Annotated in this window: 18 protein-coding genes; 1 reads left to right on the forward strand and 17 read right to left on the reverse strand. The window is 68.9% G+C overall.

Going from position 1 to position 18,657, the window contains the following annotated elements; translation table 11 throughout:
- Window positions 1-36 precede the first annotated feature (36 nt).
- The 17 genes from asd to scpA all read right to left on the reverse strand — a co-directional run bounded on the left by asd (window position 37) and on the right by scpA (window position 17,746).
- Window positions 37-1,158 (reverse strand): aspartate-semialdehyde dehydrogenase, encoded by a 1,122-nt coding sequence (gene asd, locus LXT12_RS04235; protein WP_233389802.1) that lies wholly within the window; start codon window positions 1,156-1,158, stop codon window positions 37-39.
- A 93-nt stretch (window positions 1,159-1,251) separates the two neighbouring features.
- Window positions 1,252-2,349 carry a 3-isopropylmalate dehydrogenase gene (leuB, locus tag LXT12_RS04240; protein ID WP_233389804.1) on the reverse strand — a complete coding sequence of 366 codons (1,098 nt, stop codon included), beginning with the start codon at window positions 2,347-2,349 and terminating at the stop codon, window positions 1,252-1,254.
- Between the two features lies 1 nt (window position 2,350).
- A complete protein-coding gene (gene leuD / locus LXT12_RS04245; RefSeq protein WP_233389807.1) occupies window positions 2,351-2,998 on the reverse strand; it encodes a 3-isopropylmalate dehydratase small subunit in 648 nt (215 codons plus the stop codon).
- Window position 2,999: 1 nt separating this feature from the next.
- The gene (gene leuC, locus LXT12_RS04250; protein ID WP_233389809.1) at window positions 3,000-4,412 is read right to left on the reverse strand and encodes a 3-isopropylmalate dehydratase large subunit; all 1,413 of its coding nucleotides are present in this window, start codon (window positions 4,410-4,412) and stop codon (window positions 3,000-3,002) included.
- Window positions 4,409-5,302 (reverse strand): LysR family transcriptional regulator, encoded by an 894-nt coding sequence (locus LXT12_RS04255; RefSeq protein WP_233389811.1) that lies wholly within the window; start codon window positions 5,300-5,302, stop codon window positions 4,409-4,411. The genes leuC and LXT12_RS04255 overlap by 4 nt, the downstream gene beginning before the upstream one ends.
- 82 nt (window positions 5,303-5,384) lie before the next feature.
- Window positions 5,385-6,719 carry a phospholipase C/P1 nuclease family protein gene (locus LXT12_RS04260; protein WP_233389813.1) on the reverse strand — a complete coding sequence of 445 codons (1,335 nt, stop codon included), beginning with the start codon at window positions 6,717-6,719 and terminating at the stop codon, window positions 5,385-5,387.
- Window positions 6,720-6,877: 158 nt separating this feature from the next.
- On the reverse strand, window positions 6,878-7,690 hold the full coding sequence (locus LXT12_RS04265; RefSeq protein WP_233389815.1) for a class I SAM-dependent methyltransferase: 813 nt from the start codon (window positions 7,688-7,690) through the stop codon (window positions 6,878-6,880).
- 40 nt (window positions 7,691-7,730) lie between these two features.
- Window positions 7,731-8,210: a VOC family protein gene (locus tag LXT12_RS04270; protein WP_233389818.1), complete on the reverse strand. Its 480-nt coding sequence runs from the start codon at window positions 8,208-8,210 to the stop codon at window positions 7,731-7,733.
- Window positions 8,210-10,255 carry an acetyl-CoA carboxylase biotin carboxylase subunit gene (gene accC, locus LXT12_RS04275; protein ID WP_233389819.1) on the reverse strand — a complete coding sequence of 682 codons (2,046 nt, stop codon included), beginning with the start codon at window positions 10,253-10,255 and terminating at the stop codon, window positions 8,210-8,212. Before accC ends, LXT12_RS04270 begins: the two co-directional genes overlap by 1 nt.
- Window positions 10,256-10,263: 8 nt before the next feature.
- Window positions 10,264-11,523: a type II toxin-antitoxin system HipA family toxin gene (locus LXT12_RS04280; RefSeq protein WP_233389822.1), complete on the reverse strand. Its 1,260-nt coding sequence runs from the start codon at window positions 11,521-11,523 to the stop codon at window positions 10,264-10,266.
- Entirely contained in the window at window positions 11,520-11,840 is a 321-nt protein-coding gene (locus LXT12_RS04285; RefSeq protein ID WP_233389823.1) for a helix-turn-helix domain-containing protein, read from the reverse strand. The genes LXT12_RS04280 and LXT12_RS04285 overlap by 4 nt, the downstream gene beginning before the upstream one ends.
- Window positions 11,841-11,921: 81 nt before the next feature.
- Window positions 11,922-12,212 (reverse strand): helix-hairpin-helix domain-containing protein, encoded by a 291-nt coding sequence (locus LXT12_RS04290; protein WP_233389825.1) that lies wholly within the window; start codon window positions 12,210-12,212, stop codon window positions 11,922-11,924.
- 5 nt (window positions 12,213-12,217) lie between these two features.
- Window positions 12,218-13,750: an acyl-CoA carboxylase subunit beta gene (locus tag LXT12_RS04295; RefSeq protein ID WP_233389827.1), complete on the reverse strand. Its 1,533-nt coding sequence runs from the start codon at window positions 13,748-13,750 to the stop codon at window positions 12,218-12,220.
- 12 nt (window positions 13,751-13,762) lie between these two features.
- Entirely contained in the window at window positions 13,763-14,152 is a 390-nt protein-coding gene (locus LXT12_RS04300) for a VOC family protein (protein WP_233389828.1), read from the reverse strand.
- Window positions 14,149-15,141, reverse strand: coding sequence for a methylmalonyl Co-A mutase-associated GTPase MeaB (meaB, locus tag LXT12_RS04305; protein WP_233389830.1), 993 nt, complete (start codon window positions 15,139-15,141; stop codon window positions 14,149-14,151). Before meaB ends, LXT12_RS04300 begins: the two co-directional genes overlap by 4 nt.
- Complete coding sequence (locus LXT12_RS04310; protein ID WP_233389832.1) at window positions 15,138-15,566, reverse strand: GNAT family N-acetyltransferase; 429 nt, start codon at window positions 15,564-15,566, stop codon at window positions 15,138-15,140. The genes meaB and LXT12_RS04310 overlap by 4 nt, the downstream gene beginning before the upstream one ends.
- A complete protein-coding gene (scpA, locus tag LXT12_RS04315) occupies window positions 15,563-17,746 on the reverse strand; it encodes a methylmalonyl-CoA mutase (RefSeq protein WP_233389834.1) in 2,184 nt (727 codons plus the stop codon). Before scpA ends, LXT12_RS04310 begins: the two co-directional genes overlap by 4 nt.
- A 93-nt stretch (window positions 17,747-17,839) precedes the next feature.
- On the opposite strand from scpA, the gene LXT12_RS04320 reads away from it, so the two are divergent.
- Window positions 17,840-18,499: a GntR family transcriptional regulator gene (locus LXT12_RS04320; RefSeq protein ID WP_233389835.1), complete on the forward strand. Its 660-nt coding sequence runs from the start codon at window positions 17,840-17,842 to the stop codon at window positions 18,497-18,499.
- The last annotated feature ends 158 nt before the right edge of the window (window positions 18,500-18,657 follow it).

An 18,657-nucleotide genomic window follows, 5' to 3' on the forward strand; every position in this document is an offset into this window, starting at 1 on the left:
GGGCCCCGGCAAGGGGGCCCGAGCGCCAAGCCGCGCTCAGCGCTCCAGCAGGATGCGCAGCATGCGACGCAACGGCTCCGCCGCACCCCAGAGCAACTGGTCGCCGATGGTGAAGGCGCCGAGGTACTCCGGCCCCATGGCCAGCTTGCGCAGCCGGCCGACGGGGATGGTCATCGTGCCAGTGACCGCCACGGGCGTCAGATCACGAATCGTCGCTTCCCGTGTATTCGGCACGACCTTCACCCAGTCGTTGTCGGCGGCGATCATGGCCTCGACGTCGGCCAGGGGCACGTCCTTCCTGAGCTTGAAGGTCAGCGCCTGGCTGTGGCAGCGCATGGCGCCCACGCGCACGCAGAAGCCGTCGACGGGGATGGCCTCGCCCGAGGCCTTGCCGAGGATCTTGTTGGTCTCGGCCATGCCCTTCCATTCCTCGCGGGACATGCCGTTGCCCAGGTCCTTGTCGATCCAGGGGATCAGCGAGCCGCCCAGCGGCACGCCGAAGTTGGCCGTCTCCTCAGCCGACAGCGAGCGCTGCTTGGCGATGACCTGGCGGTCGATCTCGAGGATGGCGCTCTTGGGGTCGTCGAGCAGCGACTTCACCGAGGCGTTCAGCGTGCCGTACTGCGTCAGCAGTTCGCGCATGTGCTGGGCGCCGCCGCCCGAGGCGGCCTGGTAGGTCTGGGTGGACATCCACTCCACCAGGCCGGCCTTGTAGAGCGCGCCCACACCCATCAGCATGCAGCTGACGGTGCAGTTGCCGCCGATCCAGTTCCGGCCGCCGTTGGCGAGGGCCTTGTCGATGACGGGGCGGTTGACGGGGTCGAGGATGATGACCGAGTCGTCGGTCATGCGCAGCGTGGAGGCCGCGTCGATCCAGTGGCCGTTCCAGCCCGCGGCGCGCAGCTTGGGGAAGACCTCGGTCGTGTAGTCGCCACCCTGGGCGGTGATGATGATGTCGCAGCGCTTGAGCTGCTCGATGTCGAAGGCGTTCTGCAGCGTCTTCTCGTTGCGCGCCTGCGCCGGGGCGGCGCCGCCGGCATTGGAGGTCGAGAAGAACAGCGGCTCGATCAGGTCGAAATCGCGCTCGGCGGTCATGCGCTCCATGAGCACGGAGCCCACCATGCCGCGCCAGCCTACGAGGCCTACCAGGGTCGTCATCATCAATCCTTTCGTCTGTCGTTCACCAAACCCGTCTCACTTGAGGCCCCGGCTCGTTCGCCGGGTCTGGAGGGGGCGAGACGAGACGGAGCGTTAGCTCTTGATGGTTTTGGTGGTGGTGATGGCCTTGACGACGGCGTCGCCCATCTCGCGGGTCGTGACCTTCGAGGTGCCTTCACTCCAGATGTCGGCGGTGCGCAAGCCCTGGGCCAGCACCGATTGCACGGCCTGCTCGATGCGAGCGGCAGCGTCGGCGTGGTTGAGGGAGAACTTGAGCATCATGGCAGCGGACAGGATTGTAGCCAGAGGGTTGGCAATCCCCTTGCCCGCGATGTCCGGCGCGCTGCCGTGCGAGGGTTCGTAGAGGCCCTTGTTGTTGGCATCCAACGACGCTGAGGGCAGCATGCCGATGGAGCCGGTCAGCATCGCGGCTTCATCGGACAGGATGTCGCCGAACATGTTGCCGGTCACGACGACGTCGAACTTCTTGGGCGCCTTGACGAGCTGCATGGCGGCGTTGTCGACGTACATGTGGTCCAGCTCGACGTCCGGGTAGCTCGCGTGCACCTCCGTGACCACGTCCTTCCACAGCTGCGAGGTCTCCAGCACGTTGGCCTTGTCGACGCTGGTCAGGCGCTTGTTGCGCTTGCGGGCCGCCTGGAAGGCGACGTGGGCGATGCGCTCGATCTCGGGGCGCGAGTAGCGCATCGTGTCGAAGGCTTCCTCGGCGCCCGGGAAGTGGCCGTCGACGGCGGTGCGGCGGCCGCGTGGCTGGCCGAAGTAGATGTCGCCGGTCAGCTCGCGAATGATGAGGATGTCCAGGCCCGCCACCAGCTCGGGCTTGAGCGAGGAGGCGTGCGTGAGCTGCTCGTAGCAGATGGCCGGGCGGAAGTTGGCGAACAGGCCCAAGGCCTTGCGCAGGCCGAGGATGGCCTGCTCGGGGCGCAGGGCGCGCTCGAGCTTGTCGTACTTCCAGTCGCCGACGGCGCCGAACAGCACGGCATCGGCCTCCTGGGCGAGCTTCAGCGTGGCCGGCGGCAGCGGATGGCCGCTGGTCTCGTAGGCCTTGCCGCCGACGTCGGCCCAGTCGAGTTGCAGGGGCAGGTCCAGCGCGTTCAGCACCTTCACCGCCTCGGCCATGATTTCCGGGCCGATGCCGTCACCGGGAAGTACTGCGATCTTCTTGGTCATGTCAGACGATTCGATGGTTGAGCCAGGGTTTGGCGGCGATGCGGGCGGCCTCGTAGGCGCGAATCTTGTCGGTGTGCTGCAGGGTCAGGCCGATCTCGTCGAGGCCGCCGATCAGGCATTCCTTGCGGAAGGGCTCGATGTCGAAGGGCAGTTCCGCCCCATCGGGCTTGACGACGACCTGGCGCGGCAGGTCGATGGTGAGCTGATAACCCGGGAACGCGTAGACCTCGTCGAAGAGCCGCGCGATGGCGCTCTCCGGCAGGACGATGGGCAGCAGCCCGTTCTTGAAGCAGTTGTTGAAGAAGATGTCGGCGAAGCTCGGCGCCAGGATGGCGCGGAAGCCGTATTGCTGCAGTGCCCAGGGCGCATGCTCGCGGCTGGAACCGCAGCCGAAGTTCTGCCGCGCGACGAGGATGCTGGCCCCCGCGTAGCGCGGCTGGTTCAGCACGAAGTCGGGGTTGGGCTTGCGGCTGGCGGGGTCCTGGCCGGGCTCGCCGCGGTCGAGGTAGCGCCACTCGTCGAAGAGGTTGGGCCCGAAGCCCGAGCGCTTGATCGACTTCAGGAACTGCTTGGGGATGATGGCGTCGGTATCGACGTTCTCGCGGTCCATGGGCGCGACGAGGCCCTGGTGGATGGTGAACTTGTCCATGTCAGGCCAACGTCCTCACGTCAACGAAGTGGCCGGTCATCGCCGCGGCGGCGGCCATGGCGGGGCTGACCAGGTGGGTGCGGCCACCGGCGCCCTGGCGGCCTTCGAAGTTGCGGTTGCTCGTGGAGGCGCAACGCTCGCCCGGCTCCAGCCGGTCGGCGTTCATCGCCAGGCACATGGAGCAGCCCGGCTCGCGCCACTCGAAGCCGGCGGCCTTGAAGACCTGGTCCAGGCCTTCGGCCTCGGCCTGGGCCTTGACGAGGCCGGAGCCCGGCACGACGAGGGCCAGCTTGATGTTGCGGGCGACACGGCCACCCACGCGGCGCACGACGGCCGCGGCCTCGCGCATGTCCTCGATGCGGCTGTTGGTGCAGGAGCCGATGAAGACTTTGTCGACGTGGATGTCGGCGATGGCCTTGTTGGGTTCCAGGGCCATGTAGGTCAGCGCGCGCTCGATGGCGCCGCGCTTGACGGCGTCCTTCTCCTTGTCGGGGTCGGGCACGCGGTCATCGATGGCGAGCACCATCTCGGGCGAGGTGCCCCAGGTCACCTGCGGGCGGATCCGGGCGGCGTCGATCTCGACGACCTTGTCGAAGTGGGCGCCGGGGTCGGAATGCAGGGTGCGCCAGTAGGCGACGGCCTGGTCCCACTCGACGCCTTGCGGCGAGAAGGGGCGGCCCTTGACGTAGTTGATGGTGGTGTCGTCCACGCCGATGAGGCCCGCGCGGGCGCCGGCTTCGATGGCCATATTGCAGACCGTCATGCGGCCTTCCATGCTCAGCGCGCGGATGGCCGAGCCGGCGAACTCGATGGTGTAGCCCGTGCCGCCCGCGGTGCCGATCTTGCCGATGATGGCCAGCACGATGTCCTTGGCGCCGCAGCCCTTGGGCAGTTGCCCCTCGACCTTGACGAGCAGGTTCCTGGCCTTCTTGGCCGACAGCGTCTGCGTGGCCAGCACATGCTCGACCTCGCTGGTGCCGATGCCGTGGGCCAGTGCGCCGAAGGCGCCATGCGTCGACGTGTGGCTGTCACCGCAGACGACGGTCATGCCGGGGAGCGTCGCGCCCTGCTCCGGACCGATGACGTGCACGATGCCCTGGCGGCGGTCGTTCATCTTGAACTGCGTGATGCCGAAGCGGTCGCAGTTGGCGTCCAGCGTGTCGACCTGCAGCCTGGAGACCGGGTCGGCGATGCCGTGGCTGCGGTCGGTCGTCGGCACGTTGTGGTCGCTGACGGCCAGGTTGGCCGACAGCCGCCAGACCTTGCGGCCGGCCAGGTCCAGGCCTTCGAAGGCCTGGGGGCTGGTCACTTCGTGGACCAGGTGGCGGTCGATGTAGAGCAGGGCCGTGCCGTCTGGCTCGGTGTGCACGACATGCTCGTCCCAGAGCTTGTCGTAGAGAGTACGTGCAGTCATTGCTTGTCTCGGGGAATGAGGGTGTCCACGAAGCGTTGCACCACGGTGGGCAGACGCTGCTGGCGCAGCACACCCAGGTAATAGTCGCGCTCGGCCCAGGGCTCTTCAAGCCGCAGGCAGCGCACGCCGAAGACGCGGGTGAAGCGCTCGGCCGGTTGTTCGGGCAGCACGGCCACGCCCAGGCCCGATTCGACGAGCTGGGCGATGCCGTCGAAGCCGCGCACCTGCAGCCGGGCGTTGAGCGTCTTGCCGCGGGCGGCGGCTTGCTCGCGCATCAGCTCCTGGGCGCTGGCGCCGGCATGCAGGCCGATGAGGTCGTAGGCCAGCAGGTCGTCGAAGCTGACGGATTCGCGGTTGGCCAGGGGGTGCTTGAGCGGCACCAGGGCCGCCAGGCGCCCGCGGGCGAAGACCCAGGTCTGCACGCGGTTGTCCAGCACGGGGGCGGTGAAGATGCCCACGTCCGCCCTGCCCTCCGCCACGGCGGCCTGCACCTCGGCGCTGGTCAGGTCTTCGAGGCTGATGCGGATCTGCGCGTGGGCCTGGGAGAACTCGACGAGATACGGCGGCAGGCACTCGGCGATGGCACTGGTGTTGGACGCGATGCGCAGATGCCCCTTGATGCCGCGCGAGAACTCCATGACCTCGGTCTCGAGGGCGTAGAGCGAGGCATGCAGCGACCGAATGTGGCGCACCAGCGCCCGCCCGGCCTCGGTGGGCTCGACGCCGCGCGCGCGCCTCTCGAAGAGCTGCACGCCGAGCCGGCTTTCGAGGTCCGACAGGCGTTTGCTCGCCGCGGCCAGCGCCAGGTGCTCCTGGGCCGCGCCACGGGTGATCGAGCGCGTCTGCTCGATGGCCAGCACGAGGTTGAGGGTGGTGAGATCGTGGCGCATGGTCGTCTTGCCTCCAGCATAGCCTTCGTGAAGAACGCAATTCTGCGCCAAAAAACGACGTTGATTTCGTCGAATACGAACTTCAATGCGGCATCGTGCCGCCCGCCTGGCTCAGCAAGCCCCGCAATGAATTGCGGCTGTGGGCGCCGAAATGGCCCAGCAACTCGGCCACCTGGCCTAGCAAGGCCTCGCGCTGCCCTTGCAGGTCCCGCGCCAGCTCCGGCCCGAACCGTGCCTCGTTCGCCGCGAAATCCAAATTGGGGTCAGAGACAAATTTCGCCGGCGCGCCGACGACCACGGCGGCGTCGGTCGCCGGCCCTGCGGCAAAGGCTTCCGCCGCCACCACCTCCCGCACATAGGCCGGGCTCCAGGGCGGATAGCGGCCGTCACGCGCGGCGTCACGCAAGGCCAGCTCCAGCGGGCCGTCGCGACGCTGCCGGGCCGCATCGATGATCCAGCGCGTCTGGAACTGCTCCAGCACGAAATGGCGGTTGCCCTGCAGCACGACGAGGCCTTGGCGGTCGGCCGGGGCCCCGAGTTGGGCCTTGAGGTTGACCCACATCATGCGGGCCAGCGTGGCGCCGGGCGCGGCGCTGGCGTGGTAAGGCTGGGTCAGGTCTTCCACGTGGTGCAGGGCCATGCCGGCGAAGCGCCAGCCCCAGTAAGCATGGCCCGTCTGCCAGGCCAGCACCGCCAGGCCCCCGTACTGCTGCACGCGCATTTCGGTGAAGGTGCGGGCGAAGTTCGGCGCCAGGGCATTGAAGATCGCTCCCTGGTGGAAGAAGCCCATGTGGAAAGGCGCCTGCGAGCCGATGGCCACGGCGGGATTGCCGAAGGGCTGCTTGCCGAATCCGTAGTCCGGATGGCCGGGGTTGTCGTCGAAGAGGTTGAGGTCGTGGCCGTAGTCGGGCTCGTCGCAGGCCGAGGCCAGCACGGCCAGAGGCGCCACGGCTTCGCCCGGCTGCAGGGCGACGAAGCGCTGCGTGCTGCCCGCGGCAGGCCGGACCACGGTGACGACGGCGGCCTCCAGCGACGGTCGCGCGGGCGCGGCCTCGCGCGGGTCGGGCTGCAGGTACAGAGCCAGCCGCGATGACGGCGCCAGCCGAAGCGCGGCGATGAAGGCCGCACGCCGCTCGGCGTCGCTGCGCCTGGCGTCAGGCACGAAGCGCAGGGCCTCGGGCCGCGGCGCATGGTGCTGCAGGTGCTGCCGAGCCCAGGCCTCCTGGGCATCGAGCGTGCGGGCGATGGCGGCCTCCTGGTCGTGCAGGAAGTCGGCGAGGGGCTCGGCCTTCACCGGCGCGGCGCCGGCCACCTCCGGCATGCGCTCGAAGGCGCGGTAACACATGGGCGTGTGGTTGCCCCAGGCCTGCGCGAACAAGGGCAGCAGCAAGGCGGACAGGGCGAGGAGAAGGCGCATGGGCGACAGCAGCGGCAGCAGGAAGGGCCGTGATTCTGGCGCGCGCCGGGCAAAGCCTTGCAACCGAATCGGCGAGCCCGCTTGTGGCCGCCCCGCCTTCCGGTGTGCCACGGGCCGGTGAGCCCAGCGCGGCACGCGCAAGTTTTGCTGGACGCAGGTTACGAAGCGACGGGCCGTTGCAGAAGCGGCGATTGGGGAATCGGCGCTTCGCTGTCGGCGAACCGATGGGCCACACAAATGAACTGCTGGTAGCGCACGTCGTCGAAACGCCCCGACAGCAGGCGGTTGAGCAGGGCGATCTTCCACGGCAGCTCGGCGGCGTTGATGCCTTCGCAAGCCGTGAGCGCGAAGCCGCCGCGCTTGAAGAGGTCGGGCAGGCTCTGGCGCGTGAAGAAGCGCAAGTGGGTGCGGTCGAGGACGCCCGCCTCGGTGTAATCCCAGCGGCCACCGAGGAAGAGCGCATTCAAGGTCGGCCAATGCCGGATGTTGGGCAGTGAGGCCACCACGCAGCCGCCGGGGGCCAGGCGCTCGCAGACCCGCTTCAGCACGCTCCAGGGGTCGACCAGATGTTCGAGGACGTCATTGGCCACCATGCAATCGAAGGGAGCCTCGTCGCCCAGTTGATCCAGCGCCGCCTCGACGGGTGCCTGGATGAGGCGGTCGAAGACCGCGGCAGCCTTGCTCGCCGCGTCAGGAAAAGGCTCGACGCCCACCGCATACAGGCCCGGGCGCTCGGCCTTCAGGCCCGCCATGAACCGGCCTTCGGAGCAACCGATCTCCAGCACGCGCAGGCACTGCGCCGGGACGAAGGGGCGAACCTCCGGTCGAGACTGCTCGTAGTAGGTACGCGTGGCCATCGTTCCCCCCTGAAGACCCCCGACGCCCGCTTGGGGCCGGAGTGAGCAACCCATGCCCGGCTTCGTGCGGGCTGGCAAGGGCCGCATCTTGCCTTGCAGGCTGGGTTTGCTCAATCCACCGGGTGTGGGAGGAAGCCCGGCTGGCGCAAGGGCCTCAGCCCGCTCGCGGGGCCAGGGCGGCGACCACCTCGGGCGGCGCCTGCACCAGCTCGATCAGCACGCCTTCCCCGCCGAACGGGAACTGCTCGTTGCCCTTGGGATGGACGAAGCAGATGTCATGGCCCGCGGCGCCGCGGCGGATGCCACCGGGCGCGAAGCGCAGGCCCCGCGATTCCAGCCAGGCGACGGCAGTGGGCAGGTCGTCCACCCACAGGCCGATGTGGTTGAGCGGCGTCGCGTGCACGGCCGGCTTCTTCTCGGGATCGAGCGGCTGCATGAGGTCCACCTCGACGGCATGGGCGCCCTGCCCCAGCGTGCAGATGTCCTCGTCGACGTTCTCCCGCTCGCTCCTGAAGTTGCCGGTCGCGGGCACGCCGAGCAGTTCGGTCCAGAGGTGGCGCAACCTGCCCTTGTCGAGGCCGCCGATGGCGATCTGCTGCAGGCCGAGGACCTTGAAGGGGCGCGTCGTGCTCATCAGGCGAACCTCAGGATGGGTTGGTCCACCGACAGGCTCTCGCCCGGCTTGGCGAGCACCTCGGCCACGGTCACGTCCTGCTGCGCGGTGAGGATGTTCTCCATCTTCATCGCCTCGATCACCGCCAGGCGCTCGCCGGCCTGCACCGTCTGGCCGACCTGGGCGGCCACGTGCACCAGCAGGCCCGGCATGGGCGACAGCAGCAGCTTGGACGTGTCCGGCGGCGCCTTGTAGGGCATGAGGGCATGCAGCTCGGCGGCGCGCGGACTCAGCACGGTCAGCTCGACGGACAGGCCACCATGCTGGATGCGGTAGGCCAGCGGGTTCTTGGCCGTGCCGCGCTCGGCCTGGGCAGTGAAGGGCCTGCCATTGACAGTGCCGGTGATGCGCACGTCGTTCAGGCGGGAGTGGCTGGCGATGCGGTAGTCGGCGCCCTCGACCTGCACGCGCGCCTCGCCGAGGGCGCCGGCGAACTCCGAGATGTGCAGGACGTGGCGCTCGGTCCGGCCGCCACCCAGGTTGACGACGGCGACGTAGTCGTGCTCGATCTGCACCTCGTGGCCGCGCAGCTGGCCGCTGATGCCGGCCTCGCGCTCGCGGGCCTTGCGGCGGATGAAGCCGGCCAGCGCCACCAGGAAGCGCGGGTCCTCGTGCGGCACGTCCTCGGCACGGAAGCCGCCCGCGTAGTGCCGGGCGATGAAGCCGGTGTTGAAGTCGCCGCTGGCGAAGTCCGGGTGGGCCAGCAGGGCCGCCTGGAAGGGGATGTTGCTTGACACGCCCCGAATGACGAAGCCGTTCAGCGCCTCGCGCATCTTGGCAATGGCCTCGGTGCGGTCCTTCCCATGCACGATGAGCTTGGCGATCATCGAGTCGTAGAACATCGGGATCTCGCCGCCCTCGTAGACGCCGGTGTCCACGCGCACGCCGAAGCGGCCCGGCTCGGCCTGCACCATGGTCGCCTCGGGCGGCTGATAACGCACCAGCCGGCCGGTGGACGGCAGGAAGTTGCGGAAGGGGTCCTCCGCGTTGATGCGGCACTCGATGGCCCAGCCATCCCGCTTGATGTCGGCCTGCGTGAAGGACAGCGGCTCGCCGGCGGCCACGCGGATCATCTGCTCGACCAGGTCCAGCCCCGTGATGCACTCGGTCACCGGGTGCTCGACCTGCAGCCGGGTGTTCATCTCCAGGAAGTAGAAGTCCTGGTCCTTGCCGACGACGAACTCCACCGTGCCGGCGCTCTGGTACTTCACCGCCTTGGCCAGGGCCACGGCCTGCTCGCCCATGGCGCGGCGCGTGGCTTCGCTGATGAAGGGCGACGGCGCCTCCTCGATCACCTTCTGGTGGCGGCGCTGGATGGAGCATTCGCGCTCCCAGAGGTAGACGACGTTGCCCTGCGAGTCGCCCAGCACCTGGATCTCGATGTGGCGCGGTTGCTCGACGAACTTCTCCATGAAGACGCGGTCGTCGCCGAAGCTGTTGCGCGCCTCGTTGCGGCAGGAACTGAAGCCCTCGAAGCACTCCTTGTCGTTGAAGGCCACGCGCAGGCCCTTGCCGCCGCCGCCGGCGCTGGCCTTGATCATGACCGGGTAGCCGATGCGCTTGGCGATCTCGACAGCTTCTTCCGGCGACTGGATGGGCTCGTTGTGGCCGGGAATGGTGCTGACCTTGGCCTCGTTGGCGAGCTTCTTGGAGGCGATCTTGTCGCCCATGGCCGCGATGCTGTAGTGCTTGGGCCCGATGAAGACGATGCCCTCCTCCTCGCAGCGGCGGGCGAAGTCCTCGTTCTCGGACAGGAAGCCATAGCCCGGGTGAAGAGCCTGGGCGCCCGTCTGCTTGCAGGCCGCAATGATCTTGTCGGCGACGAGGTAGCTCTCGCGCGAGGGCGCCGGGCCCAGCAGCACGGCCTCGTCGGCCATCTCGACGTGGCGGGCGTCCTTGTCGGCCTCGGAGTAGACGGCGACGGTCGCGATGCCCATCTTCTTCGCCGTCGCAATGACCCGGCAGGCGATCTCGCCACGATTTGCAATCAGGATCTTGGTGAACATGGTCAATCTCACTCTGCAGTTATGGGTGGAAGCCGGCCCAGGAGGTCGCGCCGTGCGGCGGCGCGGATCGGCAATTCGGACAGAAGGCCCGGCAATTCGGTGAACACCTCGCGCCAATGCTCGATCAGCCGGCGCGCATCGGCGGGCTTGATGCCGCCCTGGGCCGCCGCGCGCATGAGGTCGTTTCGCCCGGGCGAGCGCCCTTCACCGGCAATGCTGGTGGTGTGCTCGCCGCCCGGACCGAAGGAAAAGGTCAGGTCGAAGGCCGGTGACAGCCGCCACTGGCCGGACGCGTCGCGCAAGAAGGCGAAGTTCTTGGCGTGGTCGTCGCGGTTGTGCGCCATCACGTTGAAGATGCAGCGCTCGAAGGCCTTCAGCGCCTCGCGATAGTCCCCCGTGAGGCGCTGGGTGGCCAGCACCAGCGTCGCGTAATCCAGCGTGGGCAGGCGGAAGTCGGCATCGAGCAGGCCGGCCAGGCTCAGAAGCGGCACTCGCGCTTCGCCGGCGGGCGTGCCTACGCGGTCGAAACGCCGCACCCCGAAGGCCGCATGGGGCTTGGGCAAGGCGAGATAGGCGGTGTCCGGCATCTCGATGCCGCCGCGCCGCGCAAGTTCGGCATAGGCCTGTTCGACGGCGCAGGCTTCGGCGCTCTCAGTGGGGGCCGGGAACTTCACGAGGATGGGTTCGCCCACCGCCCCGGGGCTGTCGGCCCACCACTGCCGGTCATGCCAGCGCAGCAGAGCCTTCGGGCGGGCCCCCTGTGCCGAACCGCCGAGACGGAAGAGGCGCTGCAGCTGATCCCTGGGGCTGCGCAGCCCCTCGTCGGCCAGCACCGCCGCCGTGTCGAGTGCCAGTTGCTCCAGCGTGAGCGCCGGCCACGCCTCGGCGCCGCCGTCGTCGGCCGGCTCGAAGGCGAGCGCGCCGGGCGCCCGGTCTCCCACCATGGCCAGTCGGTCGAGCACGGAGACAGAACGCGGGTCCTGCCCTCGCCGGCGCAGCGCACGATCCATCAGCAGCAGGCCCCAGCCATCGGGCAGCGCATCGGCGATGAAGCCGGGCAGCCCCTGGCTGTGCGCAGGGCCGGTGAGCGCCGCCGCCTGCGCGCCCGCTCGCGGCAGCGGCGCTCGCAGCGGAGAAGCCTCGATACCGCGTGACACCGCCTCCGGAGAAAACTCGAACATCAGCCGCCCACCGACATCGGCCAAGGTGCCCAGCAGCCGGCGCTCGCCCCATCCGAGGTCCAGCACGCGCAACTTGGCGAGCGTCACTTGGCGGCTCCTGCGCTGCGGCGGCTGGCGCGACGTCGCACCGGGCCGCCTGCCGCCGCCTCGGCCTGGGCGATGCTGGTGACGGCCGGCAACTCGAACAACGCGCCCAGCCCGTCGGCGGCTTGAAGCGCCTGCGCGACGCGCACCACCAGTTCCAGGCTGCCCTGCCCTTGAGCCTCCAGCCGGCGCACCGCCGACAGCGAGCATCCCGCCCGCGCGGCGAGCTCGGCCTGGCCCAGGTTGCGCGCCAGGCGCAGCACGCGCAGGCGTCGCCCCAACTGGGCGCAGACGGCGGAGGCAGGCAACAAGTCGATCATGAAACGTTCAAATATGAACTCTTAAGCCAAATTTTCGCATTCAACCGCTCAAATACGAACTTTTATTTGGCCGCACAAATTTCATTTAAATCTGTCGAGCAGCTTCCTGCGCTGCTCGGTGAAGTTCCACCACGGCTGGGCCGGCCCGCCGTTCATGAAGTCGTGCGCGGCCATGAAGGTATCGAGCACGCAGGGGTCGTGGCGCCGGCCCATGGGGTCGCGCAGGCGGTCGTAGGTGGCCATCGGGTTCATGCGCTTCACGTCGGCAGGCGTCGTGATGCCCAGGCCCACCAGGTCGGCCGCCATGGCCTTGCCGATGTTGGGGATGTCGGTGAGCCGCTTCGCCTCGGCGGCACAGCTGGCCTTGCCCATGGCCTCTACAGCGGGATGTTCCCGTGCTTGCGCCACGGGTTCTCCAGCTTCTTGTCCTTGAGCATCGCCAGCGAGCGGCAGATGCGCTTGCGCGTCTCGTGCGGCTGGATGACGTCGTCGATGAAGCCGCGCGCGCCGGCCACGAAGGGATTGGCGAAGCGCGCCTTGTACTCGGCCTCGCGCTCGGCCAGCTTGGCCGGGTCCTTCTTGTCCTCGCGGAAGATGATCTCCACCGCACCCTTGGCGCCCATCACCGCGATCTCGGCGTTGGGCCAGGCGAAGTTGACGTCGCCGCGCAGGTGCTTGGAGGCCATCACGTCGTAGGCGCCGCCGTAGGCCTTGCGGGTGATGACGGTGATCTTGGGCACCGTGCATTCGGCATAGGCGTAGAGCAGCTTGGCGCCGTGCTTGATGATGCCGCCGTATTCCTGGGAAGTGCCGGGCATGAAGCCGGGCACGTCGACGAAGGTGATGACGGGGATGTGGAAGGCGTCGCAGAAGCGCACGAAGCGCGCGGCCTTGATGCTGCTCTTGATGTCCAGGCAGCCGGCCAGCACCAGGGGCTGGTTGGCGACGATGCCCACCGTCTGGCCTTCCATGCGGGCGAAGCCGGTGACGATGTTCTTGGCGTAGTCGGGCTGCAGCTCGAAGAAGTCGCCGTCGTCCACGACCTTGAGGATCAGCTCCTTGATGTCATAGGGCTTGTTGGGGTTGTCGGGCACCAGCGTGTCCAGCGACATGTCCAGGCGCCCGGCCGGGTCGCCGCTGGGGCGGCACGGCGCCTTCTCGCGGTTGGACAGCGGCAGGTAGTTGAAGAAGCGGCGCAGCATCAGCAGCGCCTCGACGTCGTTCTCGAAGGACAGGTCGGCGACACCGCTCTTGGTGTTGTGCGTCGTCGCGCCGCCCAGCTCCTCGGCCGTCACTTCCTCGTGGGTCACCGTCTTCACGACTTCAGGCCCGGTGACGAACATGTAGCTGCTGTCCTTCACCATGAAAATGAAGTCCGTCATGGCCGGCGAGTAGACGGCGCCGCCGGCGCAGGGGCCCATGATGAGGCTGATCTGCGGGATGACGCCCGAAGCCATGACGTTGCGCTGGAAGACGTCGGCATAACCGCCCAGCGAGGCGACCCCCTCCTGGATGCGCGCGCCGCCCGAGTCGTTCAGGCCGATGACCGGGGCGCCGACCTTCATGGCCTGGTCCATCACCTTGCAGATCTTCTCGGCGTGGGCCTCGGAGAGGGCGCCGCCGAAGACGGTGAAATCCTGGCTGAAGGCGAAGGCCAGGCGCCCGTTGATCATGCCGTAGCCGGTCACGACGCCGTCGCCGGGGATCTTGTTGTCGGCCATGCCGAAGTCGACGCAGCGGTGCTCGACGAACATGTCCCATTCCTCGAAGCTGCCTTCGTCGAACAGCAGCTCCAACCGCTCACGGGCGGTCAGCTTGCCCTTGGCATGCTGGGCGGCGATGCGCTTGTCGCCGCCGCCGAGCCGCGCCCGGGCGCGCTTGGCTTCGAGTGCTTGCAGGATGTCGTGCATGGTGGTCGGCCTTCAGAACGGAAAGTTGATCTCGACGCCGTTGCCGGCGGGGTCTTGCAGGAAGAACTGGTGCTGGCCCGTCGTGGCCGAGCGCGATTCGCGGAAGGAGACGCCCTTGGCCGCCAGGTGAGCCGCCATGGCGGCGGGGTCGGTGCCGGCGAAGGCGGTGTGGTCGAAGGTGCTGGCGGCGGCCGGGTCGACGGGGCCGCGCCGCGGCTCGTGCGGCCCTTGCTCGGACAGGTGGACGATGGGCTGGCCGCCGGCATAGAGCCAGTAGCCCTGGCTCCCGAAGGCCGGCCGCGGGCCGACTTCGAGGCCGATGACGTCGCGGTAGAAGTCGCGCAGCGTGGCCAGCAGGTCGGACGGGGCGCGCAGGTTGATGTGGTGCAGGCCAGTGATCATGAGGGGCTCCTGAGCTTGAAGGCCGCCAGCAACTGGCGGGCCGCGGTCGAGGCCGGCGTGCGGCCTTCGCGCACCGCCGCCGTGGCCGCCTCCAGGCGCGCGGCCATGCCGGGCTGGCCGACAAAGGCCTGGCGCAGGCCGGCCTGGATGCGCTCCCACATCCACGCCAGGGACTGCTCGCGCCGCCGCGCCGCCCAGGCGCCGCTGGCCACGCGCGAGTCGCGCTGCGCGGCGATGGCCTCCCACAGGGGCGCGATGCCGTCGGCCTTGAGGGCGCTGACCTGCAGCACGCGCTGCAGCGCATTCGGGTGGTCGCCCTGAGGTGTGCGGCCGCTGCCGAGCAGGCGCAGGGCCGAGGTGATCTGGGCCTGGGCGCGGGTGGCGGCAGCGGGGTCGAGGTCGGCCTTGTTGATGACGATGAGGTCGGCCAGCTCCATGACGCCCTTCTTGATGGCCTGCAGGTCGTCGCCGGCATTGGGCAGCTGCAGCAGCAGGTAGAGGTCGGTCATGCCGGCCACGGCCGTCTCGCTCTGGCCGACGCCCACGGTCTCGACGATGACCACGTCGTAGCCCGCCGCCTCGCACAGCAGCAGGGCCTCGCGCGTCTTCTCGGCCACGCCGCCCAGGGTGCCGCTGCTGGGGCTGGGCCGGATGAAGGCGCGCTCGTCCATGGAGAGCTTTTCCATGCGCGTCTTGTCGCCGAGGATGGCGCCGCCCGACAGCGTGCTGGACGGGTCCACCGCCAGCACCGCCACGCGGTGGCCGCGCTCGAGCAGGAAGCAGCCGAAGGCCTCGATGAAGGTGCTCTTGCCCACGCCCGGCACGCCGGAGATGCCCAGGCGCAGCGCGCGGCCGGTGGCGGGCATCAGCTCGGTGAGCAGTGCGTCGGCCTGCTCGCGGTGGTCGGCCCGCGTGGACTCGATCAGCGTGATCGCCTTGGCCAGCGCGCGGCGCTCGCCGGTCTTCAGCCGTTGGGCCAGCTCGCTCACGCGCCGGCCTCCCAGCGGTATTCGATGTCGACCTCCTGGTCGGCCACGACCCTGAACCCGTGGCGGCGGTAGAAGGCGTTGGCCCGGCTCTCGCGCAGGGCCGCCAGCGTGATCGGCAGGCCGCGCGCCTGCAGCCCGGCGATCACCCAGGCGCCCAGGCCCCGGCCCTGCGCCTTGGGCCGCAGGTAGAGGTGGTGCAGGCGCAGCTCGCCGTCGCGCGGCTCCACCGTGAAATAGCCGACGCGCTCGCCGTCCACGACGAGGTGGTGCATCCACTCCGGACGGAACTGGCTCTTCAGCCGGGCGCGGGCCACGTCGGGGTTGAAGCGACCGAGCCGCTCCAGGCTTTCGCGCAGCGCTTCGATGCGCAGCGCCAGCATGGCCTCGAAATCCGCCTCGACGACGGGCGCGAGCGTGGGCGTCACGCAGGCGCTCCCGCCACCTGGGCCTTGATCGCCTCCAGCACGCCCTTGGCGCTGGCCGGGATGGGGGTGCCGGGGCCGTAGATGCCCTTGACGCCGGCGTCGTAGAGGAAGCCGTAGTCCTGCTGGGGGATGACGCCGCCGACGAAGACGATGATGTCCTCGGCGCCCTGGCGCTTGAGCGCGTCGATGATGGCCGGCACCAGCGTCTTGTGGCCGGCGGCGAGGGTGGAGATGCCCACGGCATGCACGTCGTTCTCGATCGCCTGGCGGGCACACTCCTCCGGCGTCTGGAAGAGCGGGCCGATGTCGACGTCGAAGCCCAGGTCGGCGAAGGCGGTGGCCACGACCTTGGCGCCGCGGTCGTGGCCGTCCTGGCCGAGCTTGGCGATCATGACGCGCGGCCGGCGGCCCTGCTGCTCGGCGAAGGCGGCGATCTCGCCCTGCAGCTTCGCCCAGCCCTCGGCCGAGTCGTAGGCCGCGGCATAGACGCCGCTGACCTTGTGGGTGTCGGCGCGATGGCGGCCGAAGACGGCCTCCAGCGCGTCGGACACCTCGCCCACCGTCGCCCGCAGCCGCATGGCTTCGATGCTCAGCTCCAGCAGGTTGCCCTCGCCGTTCTCGGCCGCACGGGTCAGCGCCCCGAGGGCCGTCTGCACCGCAGCCGCATCCCGCGTGGCCTTGATGCGCTGGAGCCGCTCGATCTGGGCTTCGCGCACCTTGACGTTGTCCACCTCCAGGATCTCGACCGGGTCTTCCTTGGCGAGCTTGTACTTGTTGACGCCGACGATGACGTCCTCGCCCGAGTCGATGCGCGCCTGCTTCTCGGCGGCGCTGGCCTCGATCTTGAGCTTGGCCCAGCCGGAGTCCACGGCCTGGGTCATGCCGCCCATGGCGTCGACCTCCTGGATGATGGCCCAGGCCTTGTCGGCCATGTCCTGGGTGAGCTTCTCCATCATGTAGCTGCCCGCCCAGGGGTCGATGACGCTGGTGATGTGGGTCTCTTCCTGGATGATGAGCTGGGTGTTGCGGGCGATGCGGCTGCTGAACTCCGTGGGCAGCGCGATGGCCTCGTCCAGCGAGTTGGTGTGCAGGCTCTGCGTGCCGCCGAAGACGGCGGCCATGGCCTCGATGGTGGTGCGCACGACGTTGTTGTACGGGTCCTGCTCGGTCAGGCTCCATCCCGAAGTCTGGCAGTGGGTGCGCAGCATCAGGCTCTTGGGGTTGGTGGCGCCGAACCCCTTCATGATGCGGCACCACAGCAGCCGCGCCGCGCGCATCTTGGCGATCTCGAGATAGAAGTTCATCCCGACGGCCCAGAAGAAGGACAGCCGCGGCGCGAAGTCGTCGACGGCCAAGCCCTTGGCCAGGGCCGTCTTCACGTACTCCTTGCCGTCGGCGAGGGTGAAGGCCAGCTCCAGCGCCTGGTTGGCGCCCGCCTCCTGCATGTGGTAGCCGGAGATGGAGATGGAGTTGAACTTCGGCATCTTCTGCGCCGTGTACTCGATGATGTCGCCGACGATGCGCATCGAGGGGCCCGGCGGGTAGATGTAGGTGTTGCGGACCATGAACTCCTTGAGGATGTCGTTCTGGATGGTCCCGGCCAGCTGCTGCTGGCCCACGCCCTGCTCTTCCGCGGCCACCACGTAGCCGGCCAGCACGGGCAGCACCGCGCCGTTCATGGTCATGCTCACGCTGACCTTGTCCAGCGGGATGCCGTCGAACAGGATCTTCATGTCCTCCACCGAGTCGATGGCCACGCCGGCCTTGCCGACGTCGCCGGTCACCCGCGGGTGGTCGCTGTCATAGCCGCGGTGGGTGGCGAGGTCGAAGGCCACGGACACGCCCTGCCCGCCGGCGGCAAGGGCCTTGCGGTAGAAGGCGTTGCTCTCCTCGGCGGTCGAGAAGCCGGCGTACTGGCGGATGGTCCAGGGCCGCACGGCATACATGGTGGGTTGCGGGCCGCGCACGAAGGGCTCGAACCCCGGCAGGGTGTCGGCGTAAGGCAGGCCGGCGGTGTCGGCCGCCGTGTACAGCGGCTTGACGGTCAGGCCGTCGGGCGTGTGCCAGTCCAGCGCCGACACGTCGCCGCCCGGCGCCGACTTCGCGGCCGCCTTGGCCCATTGCTCCAGCGTGGCTGTCTTGAATTCCGGGGCGTCCCCGGCGCGGCTGGCGTCCGACATCGAAACTCTCCTGTAACTCGACCGCCATCATAGCCGGCCGTCATTCATAATTATGAATACAGTTTCGCTACACTGAGCTGACATTCCAGCCCCATGCCAGATCAGAACGCCACCGCCGCCCCCCTCGCCTCCACGGCCCTGTACGAACAGGTGGCCGACCGGCTGCGCCAGCGCATCCTCGCCCGGGAGCTGGAGCCGGGATCGTGGATCGACGAGCTCAAGCTCTGCGGCGAACTCGGCATCAGCCGCACTCCGCTGCGCGAAGCCCTCAAGGTGCTGGCCGCCGAAGGCCTGGTGACCATGAAGCTGCGACGCGGCGCCTACGTCACCGAGATGAGCGAGCGCGACGTGCGGGAGGCCTACCAGTTGCTCTCGCTGCTGGAGAGCGACGCGGCGGCCGAGGTCGCCGCGCGAGCCTCCGACGCCGAGCTGGCCGAGCTGGATGCGCTGCACCGGGAGCTGGAGGCCGCCCTGCCCGATCGCGATCGCTTCTTCGCCGCCAACGAGCGCTTTCACCTACGCGTGCTGGAGATCGACGGCAACCGCTGGCGGCTGCAGATCGTGGGCGACCTGCGCCGGCTGATGAAGCTCAACCGCCATCACTCGCTGTTCCGGGAGGGACGGCTGGCGGAATCGCTGGACGAGCACCGCGCCATCGTCGCTGCCCTGCTGGCGCGCGATGCGGCGGCCTGCCGCCAGCTCGTCACCGCCCATTTTTGTAACGGACTGAGCGCCACCCAGCCGGCGCCGTGAGGGATCGGGGGCAGCCGTGAACTGCCACCGAAAGCGGCTCTTTATCGAAGTGTGAAGTTGCCGGCGCCTCACTAGCATGGCCATCAGTGGGTAAACCACCCCCGGTTCAAGTGCCGGGCGGGATGCCCTTGGTTCCGTTTGGGCGCGATTCGAGAACT

Origin of the sequence: Pelomonas caseinilytica (assembly GCF_021353235.1) — a bacterium.
GTDB classification, from domain to species: Bacteria; Pseudomonadota; Gammaproteobacteria; order Burkholderiales; family Burkholderiaceae_C; genus Pelomonas; species Pelomonas caseinilytica.

Coding starts and splice junctions, on each gene's coding strand:
- asd (WP_233389802.1), bottom strand. CDS start 1,158: ATGACGACCCTGGTAGGCCTCGTAGGCTGGCGCGGCATGGTGGGCTCC.
- leuB (WP_233389804.1), bottom strand. CDS start 2,349: ATGACCAAGAAGATCGCAGTACTTCCCGGTGACGGCATCGGCCCGGAA.
- leuD (WP_233389807.1), bottom strand. CDS start 2,998: ATGGACAAGTTCACCATCCACCAGGGCCTCGTCGCGCCCATGGACCGC.
- leuC (WP_233389809.1), bottom strand. CDS start 4,412: ATGACTGCACGTACTCTCTACGACAAGCTCTGGGACGAGCATGTCGTG.
- LXT12_RS04255 (WP_233389811.1), bottom strand. CDS start 5,302: ATGCGCCACGATCTCACCACCCTCAACCTCGTGCTGGCCATCGAGCAG.
- LXT12_RS04260 (WP_233389813.1), bottom strand. CDS start 6,719: ATGCGCCTTCTCCTCGCCCTGTCCGCCTTGCTGCTGCCCTTGTTCGCG.
- LXT12_RS04270 (WP_233389818.1), bottom strand. CDS start 8,210: ATGAGCACGACGCGCCCCTTCAAGGTCCTCGGCCTGCAGCAGATCGCC.
- accC (WP_233389819.1), bottom strand. CDS start 10,255: ATGTTCACCAAGATCCTGATTGCAAATCGTGGCGAGATCGCCTGCCGG.
- LXT12_RS04285 (WP_233389823.1), bottom strand. CDS start 11,840: ATGATCGACTTGTTGCCTGCCTCCGCCGTCTGCGCCCAGTTGGGGCGA.
- LXT12_RS04290 (WP_233389825.1), bottom strand. CDS start 12,212: ATGGGCAAGGCCAGCTGTGCCGCCGAGGCGAAGCGGCTCACCGACATC.
- LXT12_RS04295 (WP_233389827.1), bottom strand. CDS start 13,750: ATGCACGACATCCTGCAAGCACTCGAAGCCAAGCGCGCCCGGGCGCGG.
- LXT12_RS04300 (WP_233389828.1), bottom strand. CDS start 14,152: ATGATCACTGGCCTGCACCACATCAACCTGCGCGCCCCGTCCGACCTG.
- scpA (WP_233389834.1), bottom strand. CDS start 17,746: ATGTCGGACGCCAGCCGCGCCGGGGACGCCCCGGAATTCAAGACAGCC.
- LXT12_RS04320 (WP_233389835.1), top strand. CDS start 17,840: ATGCCAGATCAGAACGCCACCGCCGCCCCCCTCGCCTCCACGGCCCTG.